General features: G+C 53.0%; 16 protein-coding genes. 8 read left to right on the forward strand and 8 right to left on the reverse strand.

Annotated features, from left to right (window positions below):
* Positions 1-51 precede the first annotated feature (51 nt).
* Genes glmM through K355_RS0101580 form a run of 4 tightly spaced genes read left to right on the forward strand, consistent with a single transcriptional unit; the run spans position 52 to position 3223 of the window.
* Positions 52-1401 (forward strand): phosphoglucosamine mutase, encoded by a 1350-nt coding sequence (glmM, locus tag K355_RS0101565; protein ID WP_022730359.1) that lies wholly within the window; start codon positions 52-54, stop codon positions 1399-1401.
* Between the two features lie 59 nt (positions 1402-1460).
* Entirely contained in the window at positions 1461-2258 is a 798-nt protein-coding gene (thiD, locus tag K355_RS0101570) for a bifunctional hydroxymethylpyrimidine kinase/phosphomethylpyrimidine kinase (protein ID WP_022730360.1), read from the forward strand.
* Positions 2259-2295: 37 nt separating this feature from the next.
* The gene (locus K355_RS22880) at positions 2296-2877 is read left to right on the forward strand and encodes a DinB family protein (RefSeq protein WP_022730361.1); all 582 of its coding nucleotides are present in this window, start codon (positions 2296-2298) and stop codon (positions 2875-2877) included.
* On the forward strand, positions 2870-3223 hold the full coding sequence (locus K355_RS0101580; RefSeq protein ID WP_022730362.1) for a hypothetical protein: 354 nt from the start codon (positions 2870-2872) through the stop codon (positions 3221-3223). Before K355_RS22880 ends, K355_RS0101580 begins: the two co-directional genes overlap by 8 nt.
* Positions 3224-3228: 5 nt before the next feature.
* On the opposite strand, the gene K355_RS0101585 is transcribed toward K355_RS0101580, so the two are convergent.
* Complete coding sequence (locus K355_RS0101585; RefSeq protein ID WP_022730363.1) at positions 3229-4104, reverse strand: AEC family transporter; 876 nt, start codon at positions 4102-4104, stop codon at positions 3229-3231.
* Positions 4105-4293: 189 nt separating this feature from the next.
* Here K355_RS0101585 and K355_RS0101590 point away from each other — a divergent pair, with 189 nt between their 5' ends.
* Complete coding sequence (locus K355_RS0101590; protein WP_022730364.1) at positions 4294-4935, forward strand: D-glycero-alpha-D-manno-heptose-1,7-bisphosphate 7-phosphatase; 642 nt, start codon at positions 4294-4296, stop codon at positions 4933-4935.
* A gap of 11 nt (positions 4936-4946) precedes the next feature.
* On the opposite strand, the gene K355_RS0101595 is transcribed toward K355_RS0101590, so the two are convergent.
* Entirely contained in the window at positions 4947-7016 is a 2070-nt protein-coding gene (locus K355_RS0101595) for a tetratricopeptide repeat protein (RefSeq protein WP_022730365.1), read from the reverse strand.
* 526 nt (positions 7017-7542) lie between these two features.
* Here K355_RS0101595 and ilvD point away from each other — a divergent pair.
* Positions 7543-9396: a dihydroxy-acid dehydratase gene (gene ilvD / locus K355_RS0101605; RefSeq protein WP_022730367.1), complete on the forward strand. Its 1854-nt coding sequence runs from the start codon at positions 7543-7545 to the stop codon at positions 9394-9396.
* Between the two features lie 91 nt (positions 9397-9487).
* On the opposite strand, the gene ald is transcribed toward ilvD, so the two are convergent.
* The gene (gene ald, locus K355_RS0101610; protein ID WP_022730368.1) at positions 9488-10603 is read right to left on the reverse strand and encodes an alanine dehydrogenase; all 1116 of its coding nucleotides are present in this window, start codon (positions 10601-10603) and stop codon (positions 9488-9490) included.
* Between the two features lie 226 nt (positions 10604-10829).
* On the opposite strand from ald, the gene K355_RS0101615 reads away from it, so the two are divergent.
* Positions 10830-11288 (forward strand): Lrp/AsnC family transcriptional regulator, encoded by a 459-nt coding sequence (locus tag K355_RS0101615; protein WP_022730369.1) that lies wholly within the window; start codon positions 10830-10832, stop codon positions 11286-11288.
* Here the strand turns inward: K355_RS0101615 and K355_RS0101620 are convergent, their stop codons facing one another.
* Positions 11289-12386: a M48 family metallopeptidase gene (locus tag K355_RS0101620; RefSeq protein WP_022730370.1), complete on the reverse strand. Its 1098-nt coding sequence runs from the start codon at positions 12384-12386 to the stop codon at positions 11289-11291.
* 10 nt (positions 12387-12396) lie between these two features.
* Positions 12397-13803, reverse strand: a complete 1407-nt coding sequence (locus tag K355_RS24940; RefSeq protein WP_022730371.1) for a YjgN family protein — start codon at positions 13801-13803, stop codon at positions 12397-12399.
* Positions 13804-14184: 381 nt separating this feature from the next.
* On the opposite strand from K355_RS24940, the gene K355_RS0101630 reads away from it, so the two are divergent.
* On the forward strand, positions 14185-14901 hold the full coding sequence (locus K355_RS0101630) for a TetR/AcrR family transcriptional regulator (protein ID WP_022730372.1): 717 nt from the start codon (positions 14185-14187) through the stop codon (positions 14899-14901).
* 102 nt (positions 14902-15003) lie between these two features.
* Here the strand turns inward: K355_RS0101630 and K355_RS0101635 are convergent, their stop codons facing one another.
* The 3 genes from K355_RS0101635 to K355_RS0101645 are packed head-to-tail and all read right to left on the reverse strand — an operon-like array spanning position 15004 to position 17938.
* Positions 15004-15837: an ABC transporter permease subunit gene (locus K355_RS0101635; RefSeq protein WP_022730373.1), complete on the reverse strand. Its 834-nt coding sequence runs from the start codon at positions 15835-15837 to the stop codon at positions 15004-15006.
* Entirely contained in the window at positions 15834-16775 is a 942-nt protein-coding gene (locus tag K355_RS0101640) for an ABC transporter permease subunit (protein WP_028791206.1), read from the reverse strand. Before K355_RS0101640 ends, K355_RS0101635 begins: the two co-directional genes overlap by 4 nt.
* Positions 16772-17938, reverse strand: a complete 1167-nt coding sequence (locus tag K355_RS0101645) for an ABC transporter ATP-binding protein (protein ID WP_022730375.1) — start codon at positions 17936-17938, stop codon at positions 16772-16774. Before K355_RS0101645 ends, K355_RS0101640 begins: the two co-directional genes overlap by 4 nt.
* Positions 17939-18228: the final 290 nt, after the last annotated feature.

Raw genomic sequence — 18228 nt, forward strand, 5'->3', positions numbered from 1 at the left:
GGATTTATGGACCGGGCGTTAAAAACCGGCACACAGACAGAGAACACAAGCATGAGCCGCAAATATTTTGGCACCGACGGCATTCGCGGAACCGCCAACACCGCACCCATGACCGCCGAAGTTGCACTAAAGGTCGGTATGGCCGCGGGCAACTACTTCACCCGTGGTGATCATCGCCACAAAGTTGTGATCGGCAAGGACACGCGTCTGTCTGGCTACATGCTTGAACCAGCGTTGGTGGCGGGCTTTACGTCCATGGGCATGGACGTGATGTTGGTCGGGCCAATGCCGACCCCCGCTGTTGCCATGCTGACCAAATCGATGCGTGCAGATATCGGTGTGATGATTTCAGCATCCCACAATCCGTTTCAGGATAATGGCATTAAGCTATTTGGCCCGGATGGTTTCAAACTGTCTGACGAGGTGGAGCTTGAAATCGAAGCGCTGATGGACAGTGATCTGTCGCATAAGCTCGTTCCGGCAAATGCGCTTGGCCGTGCGCAGCGTATTGACGATGCCCCCGGGCGCTATATCGAAGCTGTGAAATCTTCGCTTCCGGGCAGTGTCACGCTTGAAGGTCTTCGTATCGTTCTTGATTGCGCCAATGGTGCGGCTTATTCCGTCGCGCCAAAGGTGCTGCGCGAACTTGGTGCCGAAGTGATTGAAATCGGTACGAAACCCAACGGTCTGAACATCAATGACCAATGTGGTTCGACCCACACCAAAACCATGTGTGATCGGGTCCTGTCTGAAAAGGCCGACGTCGGGATTGCCCTTGACGGGGATGCGGATCGTATTCAGATGTGCGATGAAAAAGGCCATCTGATTGACGGTGATCAGTTGATGGGGCTTGTGACCACGCACTGGAAACGCACCGGTCAGCTGCGCGGCAATGCGCTGGTGGCGACCGTGATGTCCAATCTTGGTCTTGAACGCTATCTTGAAAAAAATGGCTTGCGTCTGATCCGCACCAAGGTCGGTGACCGCTATGTGGTTGAGCAGATGCGTGCGCTTGATTGCAATGTCGGCGGTGAACAGTCGGGCCATATTGTGTTGTCTGATTTTGCCTCAACCGGTGATGGTCTTCTGGCCGGGCTGCAGGTCTTGGCCGTTCTGGCATCGCGGAGCGGACCGGTGTCTGAAATGAGCCGCGTGTTCGAACCATTGCCGCAAATTCTTAAAAACGTGCGCTATACCGCCGGGGCAGATCCATTGTCGCAAAGCCGCGTGATTGACGCTATTTCCTCGGCGGAGAAGGCCTTTAAAGGTGATGGACGGGTCTTGATCCGTAAATCTGGGACAGAACCGCTGATCCGTGTCATGGCCGAGGGCGATGATGCGGTAAAAGTCGAACAGATTGTCGATGGTATCGTGGCTGAAATCACCGCTGTTGCGGGCTGATCAACAGCGAATTCTGCAAGATACTTAACTTTGGCTGTATTGCGTTGGGGAGGATGATTATGAAGGGTCGTGTCTTGATTATAGCCGGATCGGACTGCTCCGGCGGGGCTGGCATTCAGGCTGATATTAAATCGGTGACAGCCCTTGGTGGCTATGCCGCGACCGCGATCACGGCCCTGACAATTCAAAACACGACCGGTGTCTTTGATGTGTTGGGAATTTCGCCTGAGATGATTGTTCATCAGGCAACCGTAACAATTGATGATATTGGTGCAGACGCGGTTAAGACAGGTATGCTTCATAGTGTGCCTGTGATCGAAGCGGTGGCGGAATTTATCAAGTCAAAATGCATTGATATTCCGATTGTCATTGATCCTGTGATGATATCTCAAAGCGGCGCGAGATTGCTCGAAGAAGACGCGGTTGACGCCTTGATAACCCATATGGTCCCGCTTGCGACCGTCCTTACCCCGAATATTCCCGAAGCAGAAGTGCTATCGGGGATGAAAATTTCCAGCGAAGGTGATATGATTGCTGCGGCGCACAAAATCGGAGAGTTGGGCGCAGAGGCGGTGTTGATCAAAGGTGGTCACGCCGAGGGCGATAAGATTGTTGATATTCTTTGGCGTCGCGACGGGGACATCGAAGGGTTCGAAGGTGATCGCATCCCGTCTGAAAATAATCATGGTACGGGCTGCTCGCTTGCAAGTTCGATTGCAACCGGGCTGGCACAGGACATGGGACTGAGTGACGCGGTGGCGCGTGCACGGGCCTATGTTCGCGAAGCCATCCGCACCGCCCCGAATTACGGCAAAGGAAACGGTCCGCTAAACCACGCGCACCCTGTCACCGGATAAAAACGCGGCAGGACGCGCCAATCCAGGATGTCGTGGTATGCCGGGAACGTCGTTTTTCCATCAGGCCTGCAACAACGCCTGGTCTAATCATCGCCTGTTGGGGGCGTGTCAAGAACTCACCACCACAGAACTTCGTGCGCGCCGTGCGTCTCTCATGCCATCAATCTTGCAAACCCTTAATCACAGCCTGATTGTCGATTGGTATTATCTGGATGCCCTGATCAAAGGTGGGCGCGGGCAGGATTGTTTTGTCAACCAGATGCCGTTTATCACCATCGAGACGTTTGGCACGGCTCAGCGCAATGCCGATGTCAGGCTGATGGCCTTTTGTGAAAAACTCGATGACAAGGATGTGGTGCGCGACGTAACCCTCGTTAGACCCGACGATGTGATGGTCAGTGAAAGCATTTCAGCGGTTTTGTCACATCTGTTTGTTCATCAAACCCATCATCGTGGGCAGATTCATGCGATGCTATGCGAAACCACACAATCGCCACCGCAACTTGACGAATATCACCTTGAATCCGGTGCAGAATTTCGCAAAAGTGACTTCGCTGTATTAGGTTGGAATGTCGCCGGATTATCGGCTGCTATGGTCTATAAGGATAACTATGAATAAAACAATGATCCGCCGTGCTGTCCTTGCTGGCGGGATCGCGATCTTGGCCGCGGCAACTTATGGCAGCCCGGAACGCTACATTGCCGACATGATCTGGACCGATGATGCCGCACCGTGGGAAAAGGTGACGGCTGTTTACGTGCCCGATACATCAAAGCCAAACAATGTCCTGGTTTCAGATGCGCAATTTGCCGATCTTGAAGCCTGTCGTGCCCATATCCACAATCTGGCTGTCGAGCACGACGACCCCGACCTTAAAAAAGGTCGCTACGATTGCGCAATCGGATTCTATGCGCAGCAAGAAGACAAGGGCATCACGGGCGATTATCGCCTGACACTGCAATAGATCCCTTAAAGCACATACCAAAGCAAGGCGGGCAGGGCGATGGCCGCAAGGAAGCTTGAGCTGATGACAACACCTGCGACTTCTTCAGGATCGCGGTTATACAGCTGGGCAAACAGATAGCAAAATACTGCAACCGGCATTGAACATTGCAAGATCACAACGCCGCGTTCGACCCCGGTCAGGCCCATCACTTCTGACAATCCAAGACCAACCCCGAACCCCATACCAAGACGCAAAGCACTCAATGCCGTGCTACGCGCCAGACTGACCGGGCGCAGTTTCGCAAGCGACACGCCAAGGGTAAACAGCATCAACGGAATGGTCAGCTGACCAATCAGGTTGGTGGTATTGTAAAGCCAGTCGGGAACGGTGGTGTCGGTGGCAAGAAAGCCCGTCGCAATCAGGGTCGCGGGGATAATCGGCATTTTGGCCAAAGACCGAAGCGAAAAACTGCCCGATACAAATGCCACCCCGATCGTTAACTGGATCACGACGTAGGTGGCAAAAAACGCAACCGATAATGCCAGTCCTTCGGGGCCATATGCCAGCATGCAAAGCGGCAAGCCGACGTTGCCAACATTTGGCCAGGTAAGCGATTGCAAATAAGTGCGCGGGGAAAGTTTAAACACCTTAAGGATCGGCCAGCCGATCAGGGCGAAAATGACGTTGGCAGCAAGTGCGGCGGTCCCCATCGAGATCAGGGTATCACCACCAAGCTCCACCGTCGCAAGGGCGGCGAACGTCAGACAAGGTGTCGCAAAGTATGTGACAATCGATGTGACCAGATTGGTGTCAAAATGCTTGCCGGCACGGGCCCAGAAATAGCCAAGCCCGGTGGTGATGAAAACAGGTGCCAAAATGGCAAAAATATCGGCAAACATTGATCAAACGGTCCCCAAGAAAGCGATTTGCGCCCAAATTGTCATGTGACGCAGTAATTCTGCAAGAAAATAATGGTAATACCAATTTTTCGGTATGTGCATAAAGTCGCAGTTTGCGTGTTGCCGCGCTTGTCTTTGGTCATGCGGATACGGCATTGTTGTTACACGCGCATAATCAGCAGGTCCCGCATGAACGATACGTCAACAGAACCCGTCAAACGTCACTTCATTGATCCGGCTCCGCGTTTTCGCGACCAGCGCAATCTGCTTCCTGCGGTGTTTCTGGATCGTGACGGGGTGATCAACGAAGAAGTTCATTATCTGTCGCGGATTGAAGACCTGAAACTCATTCCCGGTTCGGCGCGTGCCATTGCGCGCTTAAACGATGCCGGTATTCCGGTCATTGTCGTGACAAACCAGTCGGGTGTTGCGCGCAGCTACCTTACCGAAGATCAGCTTTGCGATATCCATCAGGAAATGATTGCCATGCTTGCGCGCGAACATGCCGCCTTGCAGGGCATTTACTATTGCCCGTTTCATAAGGATGGTGACGGCGAATACCGCCGCGAAAGCCCCTATCGCAAACCAAAACCCGGCATGCTTTTGGCAGCCGCGGCGGAGTTTGCAATTTCCCTGACCGATAGCGTCATGGTCGGGGACCGGATCAATGATCTGCGTGCGGGACATGCGGCGGGCACGCGAACCATTATGGTGCGCACCGGGCACGGCGCGAACGAAGCAGCACTTCCCGATGCGACCAAGGCCGATCTGATCGTCGATGATCTGGCGGCTGCCGTTGACTATATTTTGACATCCGTCATTGGCCGTTAAGTAAGTCGATCTTACGGTTGCTTGATGCACCAGTTCTGCCACATCTCGCGGCAGGCATCTTCAAATTCGCGCGCAACAGCGGGTGCATGCAGGGCTTTGCTGTTTTGCAGGCGCTCGCGCATGTTTTCACGAATGCTGCCAAGTGCAGAAAGGTCTGCTGTCAGCATGATGCATTTATCGACATAGCCCTTTTGTGTGTGGGCACAAAGTGCACCAAGCCCGATATCGCTCAAAAGGCCAAGACCCATCCGTGATCCGGTCAACTCACCGGCCAATGACACAAACGGAACCCCGTGCCACAGCATCTCGAAATGGTTTTCAAGGCAGATGGCCGGGAATGGTGCCAATCCAACGTCAATCTGGGCATAAAGGGTGGCGCGGTCTTGCTGTTCAATGCGCCCGGCAAGATCAAGCTTGTCGCGTTTAATCCCGGCCTGTCGTGCACGATCCAGAAACGTCTTGGCCGCATAGGCATCTTCAAGAACTTCGTCCTGTACAACAATGCGGCTGTTTTTGACCTTGTTAAGAATCCGCGCAAAGCACATCAGCGTCTCGTCACTGATATGAGAAAGCCGGTCAATACAGCCAAATCGGATCACATTGCCAAACGCCGCGGGCAGGGGCGACACTGGTATTGTGTCATCAAACTCACCGGGCAGGTACGGCCCGAATGACAAGATTTGTGGCTGCTCAGAAAGCAATTTGTTGGCCGCAAGCTTACCGCTGAATAATTCCTTGTGCCCGATCAGATAATCAATCTGCGACATGCCGGTGCTGTTTGCCGCCATGCTGGCCTGCACCGGCGCACTGTGCAGCGCGAAAACCTCAATCGGTTGGGCCGGATGCGGGCCGCACAGATCAATCAGGATATCGATCTTGTCCTTACGAATGCGGTTGGCGATATGCATCGGGTCCTGACCATATACCTCGCGCCAGCCATCGGCCATCACCTGCCATGCATGGGTTACCTGATCGGGGCGTGGTGTTGCCGAATATAAAAACAGTTCAACGTCGTTACGGTTCAAATGCCGTGCAAGTGCGCCCAGAAGCTTGAACGACGGATGGTCACAAAAGAACGGCGAAATCCAGCCGATGCGCAATCGTTTATCGGTTTGCTTGCTGTTGGTAAATTCGGGTTGGGCTGCGATGGGCATGTGATGTTTGGCCCAGCTTTTCGCGGCCTTGCTTAAGGTCACACCATCCGTGGTCGACTGTTTGGCCAGTGACCGCAAAAGAATGCTATCAGCATTAACATTGTCGGGATGCTTTTTAAGAACCGCCTCAAGGATTGCGATGGTTTTGGGTAAATCACCACATTTCAGCATGATATCGGCCAGCACAAGGTCAATATCGACGGTATCCTTGGTCAATTGCCGTGCGGTTCTAAGAAGGGCAATCGCCTTGGCATATTGTCCCCGATGGGCAAGTGCCTGCCCCAATCCACGCAGACCTGGAACGAACTTCGCATCAATGCTAAGGGCGCGTTGATACAGGTCCTGTGCCGGTTTGGGATAGCCAAGTCGCAATAACATTGCCCCGACACGGGCAATCATGATCGGCGTAATGCCTGCGGCCTCGGCGGCGTGTTCAAGCGACTTTAACGCCGCTTCCTCCTGACCAAGCGCATGTAGCGCCTCGCCAAACAAAAGCAGTCCTTCAAAATGATCTGGCTGAAGCCCCAGCAATCGCCCCAAAAGATCAACTGACTGGCCAAGATGGCCGCGCGGTAATTCCAGACGGGCCAGATGATAAAGGGCGGTGGGGAAATCACCGTGATAGCTAATGGCCTGTTTGAACTGATCAATCGCCTTTTCAAGCTGTCCGGCACTTTCAAGCGCGATGGCATAATTGCACCGCGCTGCCGGATTGGCACCAAACCGGGCAAGGCAGCTTTCAAACAGATCAAGTGCTTCGCCGTACCGTCCGACACTTGTCAGAAGTGTTGCCAGAAGGTGTTCGGCCTCTGGATTGCCCGGCGCGATATCAAGAACCTGCCGATAGATTTCTTCTGCTTCTTCGGCGCGGTTGCCTTCGTGCGCACTCAGTCCGCGTCGCAACAGTGTCTTGAGTTGGTCGGACATGGGTGGGGGCTGCTCCGCCTTGCTTTGATCGTAAAATAATCTATGTGAAGAGAGTAGGCGCTCACGCACTACTGCTCCGTAATGGTATAAACATTAAATGGTTCGGGATCGCCTTTAAAGTATTGAGTTTTAAGCTGTGCGACCGAGGTTCTTGGATTTAGGGCAAAAAAAAGCCCCGAACCGTGAACCGGCCCGGGGCGAGAATGGGAGTGGGAGAATCGCCTGGCGGCGATAATCACCTACTAAGATATGGTGTGATGGCGCAGAGGTCGCCTATCTAATAGGATAGTATTTAGGGTCTTTAGGATAGGTTTTGCCGGTGGCTACGCTTCAGGTATTCGCACATCAAATGCACGCCGGTTCTGATGAATGATATGGCTGGTGGTCTGGCACTTGGGTATCAATCGTGCCATATGATGGAATATGGCGAAATTTTCGGGCAAAAAACTGTCAAAATGCGCGAAGACTGTGCTAGAACGCACCCATATCACGAAAACGCAATCCGCGAATAAGAGAGGTTCCTTCCATGCCGGAATATCGGTCCCGTACAACAACACATGGCCGCAATATGGCTGGTGCGCGCGGCCTTTGGCGCGCCACTGGTATGAAAGACGAAGATTTCGACAAGCCAATCATCGCGGTCGTCAATAGCTTCACCCAGTTTGTGCCCGGTCACGTGCACCTCAAAGACCTCGGTCAGATGGTCGCGCGTGAGATTGAGGCCGCTGGTGGTGTTGCCAAGGAATTCAATACCATTGCCGTTGATGATGGCATCGCGATGGGCCATGATGGCATGCTTTATAGCTTGCCATCACGCGAAATCATTGCTGATTCCGTTGAATATATGGTCAATGCCCATTGCGCCGATGCCATGGTTTGCATTTCCAACTGTGACAAGATCACGCCCGGCATGTTGATGGCGGCAATGCGTCTTAACGTTCCCGCCGTGTTTGTATCGGGTGGCCCGATGGAGGCCGGCAAGGTCACCATTGATGGCAAGGAACGACATCTTGATCTGGTTGATGCCATGGTTGAGGCCGCCGATCCGAATGTTTCGGATGAACAGCTTGGCGTTGTTGAGCGATCTGCCTGCCCGACCTGCGGGTCGTGCTCGGGCATGTTTACCGCAAACTCGATGAACTGTTTGGCTGAGGCCCTTGGCCTTGCGCTTCCTGGCAATGGCTCGGTGCTGGCAACACACGCGGCTCGTAAGGAACTTTTCCTTGAAGCGGCCCGTACCTCGGTCAAGCTTGCACGTCGTTATTACGAAGAAGAAGACATCGGTGCGACCCCGCGCGGAATCGCAACGTTTGAGGCGTTCGAAAATGCCATGGCGCTTGATATTGCGATGGGGGGCTCGACCAACACCGTGCTTCATCTGCTGGCAATCGCCAAGGAAGCCGAAGTTGATTTCACCATGACGGACATGGATCGTTTGTCGCGCAAGATTCCGTATCTTTCCAAAGTTGCCCCGAACCACCCGATGTTCCATATGGAAGACGTCCATCGTGCCGGTGGCATCATGCGTATTTTAGGTGAACTTGAACGCGCTGGTTTGCTCCATACCGACGTTTCGACGGTTCATGCCAAAACCATGGCCGATGCCCTTGAAAAATGGGACATCAAGCGCACGACGAATGACGCCGTTCACAAGTTCTTCCGTGCGATGCCCGGTGGCGTGCCGTCCCAGACAGCGTTCAGTCAGGAACGTTATTGGGATGACTTGGACCTTGATGAAAAAGAAGGTTGCATTCGTGACGTTGAGCACGCCTACAGTCAGGATGGTGGGCTTGCCGTTCTGTTTGGCAATATGGCGGTCAATGGTTGCGTCGTTAAGACTGGTGGCGTGGATGAAAGCATTCTGAAATTCACCGGCCCGGCCGTGATCTGCGAAAGTCAGGACGAAGCCGTCGCCAAGGTTCTTGGTGGTGAGGTCAAGGAAGGCGACGTTGTCGTCATCCGTTACGAAGGCCCCAAAGGCGGTCCGGGCATGCAGGAAATGCTCTATCCGACCAGCTATCTTAAATCGATGGGCTTGGGCAAGGCGTGCGCACTGATTACCGATGGTCGTTTTTCGGGCGGGACGTCGGGGCTGTCGATTGGTCACGTTTCCCCCGAAGCAGCCGCTGGTGGGGACATCGCACTGGTCGAGCCGGGCGATACCATTGAAATCGACATTCCCAACCGCACGATCAAAATCGCGGTCGATGATGCGGAACTGGCTGCCCGTCGCAAGGCGATGGAGGCCAAAGGCCCCGAAGCATGGCGTCCGGCCAAGCCGCGAAAACGCAAAGTTACAACCGCCCTTCGCGCCTATGCCGCCATGGCAACCAGCGCTGATCAGGGTGCCGTACGCGACGTCACACAGGTCGAATTTTGATCTGAGATAAAGTTTCGACCCTTCTTCGGGACGTAAAAGCAAAGCGGGGCACCATTGGTGCCCCGCTTTGTTGGTTAATGGATCTTTGTGATCAGGAAAGCGCGCTTTCCAATGGCAGGTGTTTGTATCCCAGCGCATCGGCAACCGCCTGATAGGTTATCTGACCGGCATGGACATTCAGCCCAGCCGCCAAATGCGAATCATCCTGACAGGCCTGTTTCCATCCCTTGTTGGCAAGGGCCAGCGTAAAGGGCAGGGTGGCGTTGTTTAGGGCGAACGTCGATGTGCGTGCCACCGCACCGGGCATATTGGCGACGCAATAATGCACAACATCATCAACGATATAGGTTGGATCGGCATGGGTGGTGGCTTTGGATGTTTCAAAGCACCCGCCCTGATCAATGGCGACGTCAACAATCACCGAGCCCGGTTTCATTTTTGAAAGTTGATCACGGTGGATCAGTTTCGGCGCGGCGGCACCGGGGATCAGCACGGCACCAACCACCATGTCGGCTTCATAAACCAGCGCCTCGGTATCATCGATCGTGGCATATTGGGTTTTGATGCGCGGTCCAAACAAATCATCAAGATAGGTCAGGCGTTTGATGTTGCGATCAAGGATCGTCACATCCGCCCCCATGCCCGCCGCAATGCGTGCGGCATTGGTGCCGACAACACCACCACCGATTACAACCACCTTGGCCGGGGCGACACCGGGCACACCGCCCAGCAACATGCCACGTCCACCATTGGCTTTTTGCAGGGCGGCTGCCCCAACCTGTGGCGCCATGCGTCCGGCCACTTCGGACATCGGGGCCAGAAGGGGGAGGCCGCCATTACGGTCAGTCACGGTTTCATAGGCAATCGCGGTGACGCCCGATTTCACCAATCCGGCGGTTTGGTCCGGGTCCGGTGCAAGATGCAGATAGGTAAACAAAAGCTGCCCATCGCGGAGCTGTTCATATTCGATTTTTTGCGGTTCTTTGACTTTGACGACCATCTCGGCGGTGGCAAAGATTTCTGATGCCGTCCCGATGATTTCGGCACCAGCGGCAATATAGTCCGCGTCGCTGCACCCGATACCGTCACCGGCACCGGTTTCAACGATAACCTTATGTCCATGCGTGGTGATTTCCCGGACCGAGACCGGGGTTAATCCCACGCGGTATTCATGGTTTTTGATTTCCTTTGGAACACCAATAAGCATTGCGTTCTCTCCCGACGAATGTGGTGACACTTGGGCTTTCCGCTGGCATGTCCGGCGGTGCCCCTAGCGCATTGCGCTATTTGGGTCAGGCTTTGCACCTTCTTTTTTATTGTTTGTGCATGATACCCTAAAAATTGGGCAATTAATCTTCAATTCATGGTGAGTTTGGTGGTATAATTGCTAGATAATTTTAAAAAATGACCATGTTCTCGGAGGAATATTCGAAATGCAGATTGATGAACGTGATCGCATGATCCTGCGCCTGCTGCAGCGAGACGGGCGCATCAGCAATGCCGAACTGGCCGAAAAAGTGAACCTGTCGGCATCCGCATGTCTGCGCCGCGTGCGCCTGCTCGAAGAAGCCGGGTTCATTGATCACTATACGATGCTGCTCAACCCGGCCCGCATCGGCAAGCCGGGCAATGCGTTCGTCAATATCTCCATCACCCGCCAAACCCGCGAAGCTCTGGAAACTTTTGAAAAAGAAGTCCAGAAGGTTCCCGAAGTTGTCGAGTGCTACCTGCTTGCCGGGCAAAGCGACTATCTCGTGCATGTGGTCTACAGCGACACCAGTGACTACGAACGCATCCACAGCGAAGTCCTCACCCAGCTTCCCGGTGTTGAGCGGGTGCAAACCATCATCACCCTGCGCGAAGTCAAACGCACCACCGAACTGCCCGTCTGATCAGTCGTCACAAGCTGATTTAAGAGCCTGCCAGTCTTGGCCGTTGATATCGACGGTTCCTGTTGAGGGGGCATTTTCAAATTGTGCGATACGCGCTTCCATATCCGGGTGGGAACTAAACATCTCGGGTAAGTCGAGCCCGTGTGCACCATCTTTCAGAGTTTTGTTGAGCTTGCCAAACAGGACCGCGGTATCTGTCATGCGGATGTTGGCGCGCTCCATGGTCTCAAATGCGAATTGATCAGCTTCGCGTTCCATGTCACGGGTATATCCCTGTTGCAGGATAAATTCCGCCGGGACCATCGCCGAACCACCGCTGATCAGACGGATCAACTGGGTGACCGCGATATTGGAAAACATGTTGCGCAGGCCATGGTGCTTTTCGCTGTGCCCGATTTCATGGGCCAGGACTCCGGTAAAGGCTTCGGGACTTTCCATAATGTCGAGAAGACCGGAAAATAACAGAACTTGACCACCGGGGAGGGCAAGCGCATTGGGGATCTTGCTCCGCACAAAGGTGACGTCGTAGTCATACTCAAATGGCTTGCTGCTGCTGAGTTGGGCAACGATTTGTTGCACCGCCCTATGTGCCGCGTTTTTGGGAGTGCAGACCGCAAAGTCGTCCTCAAGCTGTTCTAGTGCAAACAGGATTTGTTCACGCCCCGCCTTGCCAAGAGCGATTTCCGACTGCCGTGGATAATGATCCGCCACAAGGTTTACCGCCACCGGCACACCAAGCCAGATGGTAAGCACCACCAATACGGTAAAACCAACAATGCCAGAAATCAGGCGCGTCATAGACTTGCGCGATGCCTCGTCTACGGCAACTGCCGGCGAACCATGTCGGAGTGCGTCGGCAACCGAACTGGCGTCTTGTGCATCAAACACAATTCTCATGCCGTTATCGTGGGCGCGACGCAGGCGTAGCGGGCGGTTGGTTTCGGGTTTCTCGCATAAAAGCAAATCCTGACGGGCGATTTTGCAAATCTCGCCGTCAGGATCGGCAATCAGGACGTCACGGTCATCAATGATGACCGTGACGTTTTGGGCTGCGGATGTCTTCCCGTCAAAGTAACGGGCGGTGACGTTAAAGTTCATGCTTCATCCACTAAATTCCACCAAGATCAAATGCCTCTGCCAATCCTTCGCCAGTACGTGGGATGTTCTGGGCTTCGGCGTTGGCATGAAGGTCGGTAATTTCCCCCTGATAACCCATCGATGAAATGTCCGCAGCCAACATCGAATGGACGAGGAAGGTAAACCCAGCAATGTTAAGGGCCGGGGCAATCACAAGCAGAGTTATGATTGCCGGGACCAAAATCATCATGCCCTTTTCCTGCGAGGTAAGGCCAGCCGTCGGATTAGATAGCAAAATCACATATGCACCACCAAAAACCCAGACAAGTACTGCAATAACAATCACCACCAGCAATGAGACGCCCAAGAACCGCAAGATGATATTGATGTATTGTGACGTCTGCAGGTTACTTGAAAACCGAATGGCGCCCATTTCTGTGCAATCGGCCTGATACCGGAAAAGCCAGACATTATAATTCAGAAAAACAAAAGCGACCCCGAAATAGGCGATCACTCCTGCCGCAATCGGAAGCCAGATCATGCTAGGTCCCGAGGCAACAGCGCATAGGGCAAGGACGCTGCCAACGACCAGAACCAATATTGCCCAGCTTTTGAGCCAGCGTTTGAAGGCAGCACCGAACGTCCCATTGAAGCGCGCCTGCGTATCACCGATCCATGTGTTGTCGGTTTGATAACGGGTGGTGGCAATGAAGCCAAGCGGCGCAAGAAGACCGAGCGACAAAAGTGTTACGATTGAGGTGCCGAACCCGATCAGGGCATATTTGAATGCTGATCCACTAAGACGTGCACGAATGCCACGCCAGAATGTCCGGCTATAGCGATACCGTGTAGCGCGATAGGTTGCGACAAAGAACAGGAACGCAACTGCAATATAAGTAAAGATCATCGGCAACATCATAAGATGTGCCGGCAACATCGATCCGATGAAATTAAGGGCCAGAATGACGGGCACAAGAATGAGCGTCACAATGACAAAGCCAAGGAACAGTTCCAACCCGCGCCCGGTATATTCAAGGGCGTCACCGTCAATGACGATATTGCTCCAGATATAGCGCCGCATGCGTGTTTTGGCCCAAAACCGGAAAATGCCCAGTGTCAGTATGGTCCATAACGTGTTCCAGCAACACAATTTCAAGACGTCTTGCCAGCGTCCGAAATATGAGATGTCACCGGGTTGTCCGTGCGATGGTGCGCCGTCTGACGGTCCGTTGCCCCACGGTTGGCCTGTATGGGGTGGCTCATTGCCACCAGTTCCCGATGTGGTCGGTCCTTCCATGTAAACCTGATGATCTTGTGAGCTGGCAGTATTCTGCGAAGTGACATCATCGTAAATGTTCGCGGTGGGTTCCGATGTCGAATTTTCAGATAGAAGTTTGTTTGGGTCGTCATTTCGCGGCCCGGTGTTTTCTGTGCTCATATGCCCCTCGGTCTCTAATTGGGTGTCTTTCAAGCTGTCGTGAAAGTTCTCTGATTTTTCAGATGTTTATTCCCCCAAATTCATTTTATCGCTCTTTAATGAGGGGCGCACTCACTCAAAAGGTTAGGCAAAGACACCTTCTGGCAGGGCGACTCGGCGTAAAAATGGACAGATATAATGAATTTGTTCAGATTTGATCGTTATGGTTGATATTATATGACCTTTATTCATTTATTTTTAGTGCGGTCATAGGGGCGAAGCGATTGTTTTCCCGATGTTTCATAAATTTTGTCTATTTAATTGGGTCACGTGATTTGACTTTGAGGTGAATTAATATGCAATAATATGTGTCAGGGGAAAAATGTTGGGGGAAGACATTTTATGGAACAAGAAAATCTTGTTCGGGCGCGTAGCCACGAACAGAAATTGCAGCGTCGTGCGGATATCCTAGATGCCGCGCGCGAACTTTATCTTGAAGGCGACGGCACCTTGCCGTCCGCAGCCGAGGTTGCGCGTAAGGCAAACCTCGCAAAGGGTACGCTGTATCTTTATTTCTCAAGCAAGGAATCGCTGTTTCTTGAGGTGCTTCGGCACTTTCAGAAAGGCTGGTTTGAGAACAATCTTGATATCATTGATCAGGAAGCCTTGCGGCGTCCCGAAGACCGGGACTCAACGCGGGTTGCACGACAGTTTGTCGACTATCTCGTGAAGAACGAGAAATTCCTGTATCTGGCGTCATTGTCACAAGGTGTTCTGGAATCGGGTTCTGATGATGAAATGGTCGTCGGTCAGCGACGTTTTCTGGCATCGATGGTCAAACGTACCGCTGATGCCCTGGCGGAGCTTTATGAGATCACACCAGATGAAGCCAATAAGCTGATGCGCTCATCCTATGCGCTGGTCATTGGTCTGTGGCAAATGTCGCAGTTGCCCGATCGGGTCAAGAAGCTGATGGAACAGAACGCGCTCAACAACCTGATCATTGATTTTGCCGAGGCCGCAGAAGAAGCGGTTGTAAGCTATTGGCGGGTTGTTGCACCGGGCATGAAATGCCGTGAAATGATGCGTCGCGCCAACGAAAACATGACCGTCAAGTAACGTCGCGATACTACAAAAATACCCCTAAAACGAAAGCAGCGCCCGACATAACGGGCGCTGCTTTTTCTATTGGGTTTACCACGACCTTTTAAAGGCTGTGCGTTAGGCTTCCTCAGTCGATGGCGCCCGACTGCGGTTACGCTCCGACCGCAGGATCAGCAGGCTGGAAATCAGGATCATCGCCGATACCGCCAAAATGATCAGCGTCGCCAAGGCGTTGATTTCCGGCGAAACCCCAAGCCTTACCGATGAGAAGACTTTCATCGGAAGGGTGGTCGATCCCGGCCCGGCGACAAAGCTTGCAATCACAAGATCATCAAGCGACAGGGTGAACGACAAAAGCCACCCGGCCAAAAGGGCAGGCAGGATCATCGGCAAGGTAATGACAAAGAAGATCTTTGCCGGTTTCGCGCCAAGATCCATGGCCGCTTCTTCGACCGATGTATCCATACCTGACAGGCGCGATTGCACAACAACCGCGACATAGGCGGCACAGAATGTTGTATGGGCAATCGTGATCGTCGAAATGCCGCGCCCTGCTGGCCAGCCAACCATTTGCTCAAGCGTCACAAACAGCAACAGCAAGGAAAGGCCGGTGATGACTTCGGGCATGACAAGGGGAGCGGCGATCATGCCTGAAAACAGGGTGCGGCCCTTAAACCGACCAAATCGCGACATAACAAGCCCGGCAGGTGTGCCAAGAGCCAAGGCGAGTGTCGCCGACATCACGCCAATGCGCAGGCTGTTCCATGCAGCATCAATCATGCCGTCATTGGAAAACAGCGACACATACCATTTGGTCGAAAATCCGGTCCAGACGGTGACGAGTTTGCCCTCGTTAAAGGAATAGATCATCACCAGCAGGATCGGCACATAGAGAAAGGCAAAACCAAACACCAGTGCGGATATCAGGAAGGTAGATCTTTTACCACTCATGACTGGCGCTCCTCCTGTTTGGACTGGGTATGCTGGAACCACATGATCGGTACGACAAGGAACACCAGCATGGCAATCGCCACAGCCGATGCAATCGGCCAGTCACGGTTGGCAAAGAATTCGTTCCACAGCGTTCGCCCGATCATCAATGTATTGGGTCCGCCCAGAAGTTCCGGGATGACGAATTCACCAACAGACGGAATGAACACCAAAAGCGATCCGGCCAAAACGCCCGGCATTGATAAGGGCAGGGTGACCTTAAGGAACGCCTTCCATGGCTTGCAGCCAAGATCAAGTGCTGCCTCAATCAGGCTGACATCCATTTTTTCCAGTGTGGAATAAAGCGGCAGGATCATGAACGGCAAATAGGTGTACACAATCCCGACAAAAACAGCGCCTTCTGTCTGGCGCATGATCAAGGGTTCCGTGATGATGCCCGTCCACAGAAGGAACGCGTTGATCAATCCTTCGCGGTCCAGAATGCCGATCCAGGCATAAACCCGGATCAGAAAACTGGTCCAGAACGGCAAGATCACCAGCATCAAAAGAATACTACGGACCGATCCGCGCGCACGGGCAATGCCATATGCCATCGGATAGCCGATCAGAAGCGTGATGACGGTCGAAATGGCCGCAATCCGGATCGAATTGAGATAGGCCGTAGCATAGAGGCTATCAGACAGCAGAAACAGATAGTTCCCGAAATTCAGCGTGACAGTCACGCCTTCTTCGATCCAGTCAAACAGCGAGCTATAGGGCGGCTGGGCATATTCCGCCATGGCAAAACTGATCTTGAGAACGATCAGGAACGGCACAAGGAAAAACAGAAACAGCCAGATATAAGGAATGCCGATCACCAGCACGCGACCGTGTTTGATCATCCAGCGGTCAAATCGTTGCTTTAAGCTAAGAGACTTCTCTGGTGTGTCACTGGTCATTTGTTCAGAACCGAAGCAGCCCCGGCCTCCCACGATACCCAAACCGGGTCTTCCCACGTATAGCGGGGTTCAATCTGACGTGTAGAGTTGGGTTCGGTGACCTTGATGCGTTTGCCGCTGGCAAGGCGCACGTGATAGGTCGAAATACCACCCAAATAGCCGATTTCCTCAACCTTGCCCGACACGCAGTTATATTTTGTGTCTTCTGGCGGTTCTTTGGTCAGGCGCAGGCGTTCGGGTCGAAGGGCGGCCCAGAAGGTCATGCCACGGTGTCCCTGAACCGCGTGATCGATATAAATTTCGCAACCACCTTCGTCCGATTTGATGACGGCATATTTTTCATCATCATCAATCAAAACGCCCTCGACCAGATTAACCTGCCCAAGGAAGTTCGCGGTATAGCGGCTGTTGGGATATTCATAAAGTTCAAACGGGGTGCCGGTCTGATTGATCACCCCTTCATTCATCACCGCAATGCGCGATGCCATGGTCATGGCTTCTTCTTGGTCATGGGTCACCATGACAAAGGTGGTGCCGACTTTTTCCTGAATGTTGACCAGTTCGAACTGGGTCTGTTCGCGCAGCTTTTTATCAAGCGCGCCCAGCGGTTCATCAAGCAACAGCACCTTGGGGTTCTTCACAAGCGAGCGGGCCAATGCCACGCGCTGGCGCTGCCCGCCTGAAAGCTGATGGGGTTTGCGCTTGGTAAACTTGGTCATCTGCACAAGGGCAAGCATGTCTGAAACAAGGGTTCGGATTTCCGATTTCGGCAAACCATCCTGATGCAGGCCAAAGGCAACATTCTGTTCGACATTCATATGCGGGAACAAGGCATAGGACTGGAACATCATATTAGTCGGGCGTTCATAGGCTGGAACACCGGCCATATTGACACCATCAATATAAATCTTGCCCGATGTTGGTTCTTCAAACCCGGCCAGCATGCGCAGCAAGGTTGTTTTCCCACAGCCCGAACCACCCAAAAGTGCGAATAGTTCGTGGCGATAAATATCAAGGGAGACATCATCAACGGCGTAAAAGTCACCGAACTTCTTGGTCACATTCTCAAAGCGGATATAGGGAACCGCGTCTGGATTGTTCCAAGGTTGCGTCTTGTGCACGTCTTCATGTGCACGATCCAAAACCGCCTCTGGCACCAGCATTCTCCCCTTGATCAATGTCACGATGAACCGATTTCATTGGGCGACAGTCCCTGATGACCTGCTGCGCAATCATTGATTGTTGCGCCTGCGCCAAGATGTCGGTCCGTTCTGATAACAGGATGAAGCAATTCTTCAATCTGTAAAGAGGGGTGTGCGATATTTTGAACAACAATCGGTTTCTGCCGCTATAAACGGCAGGAAATGGCCTTTGGGTGTTCAGAAAATATGCATTATTTGATTGTGGGAGTGATGTGTGACTTCGAGAATTAAGGGTGGAATTGATGGCGTGA

This window comes from Thalassospira lucentensis MCCC 1A00383 = DSM 14000, from assembly GCF_000421265.1.
GTDB lineage: Bacteria > Pseudomonadota > Alphaproteobacteria > Rhodospirillales > Thalassospiraceae > Thalassospira > Thalassospira lucentensis.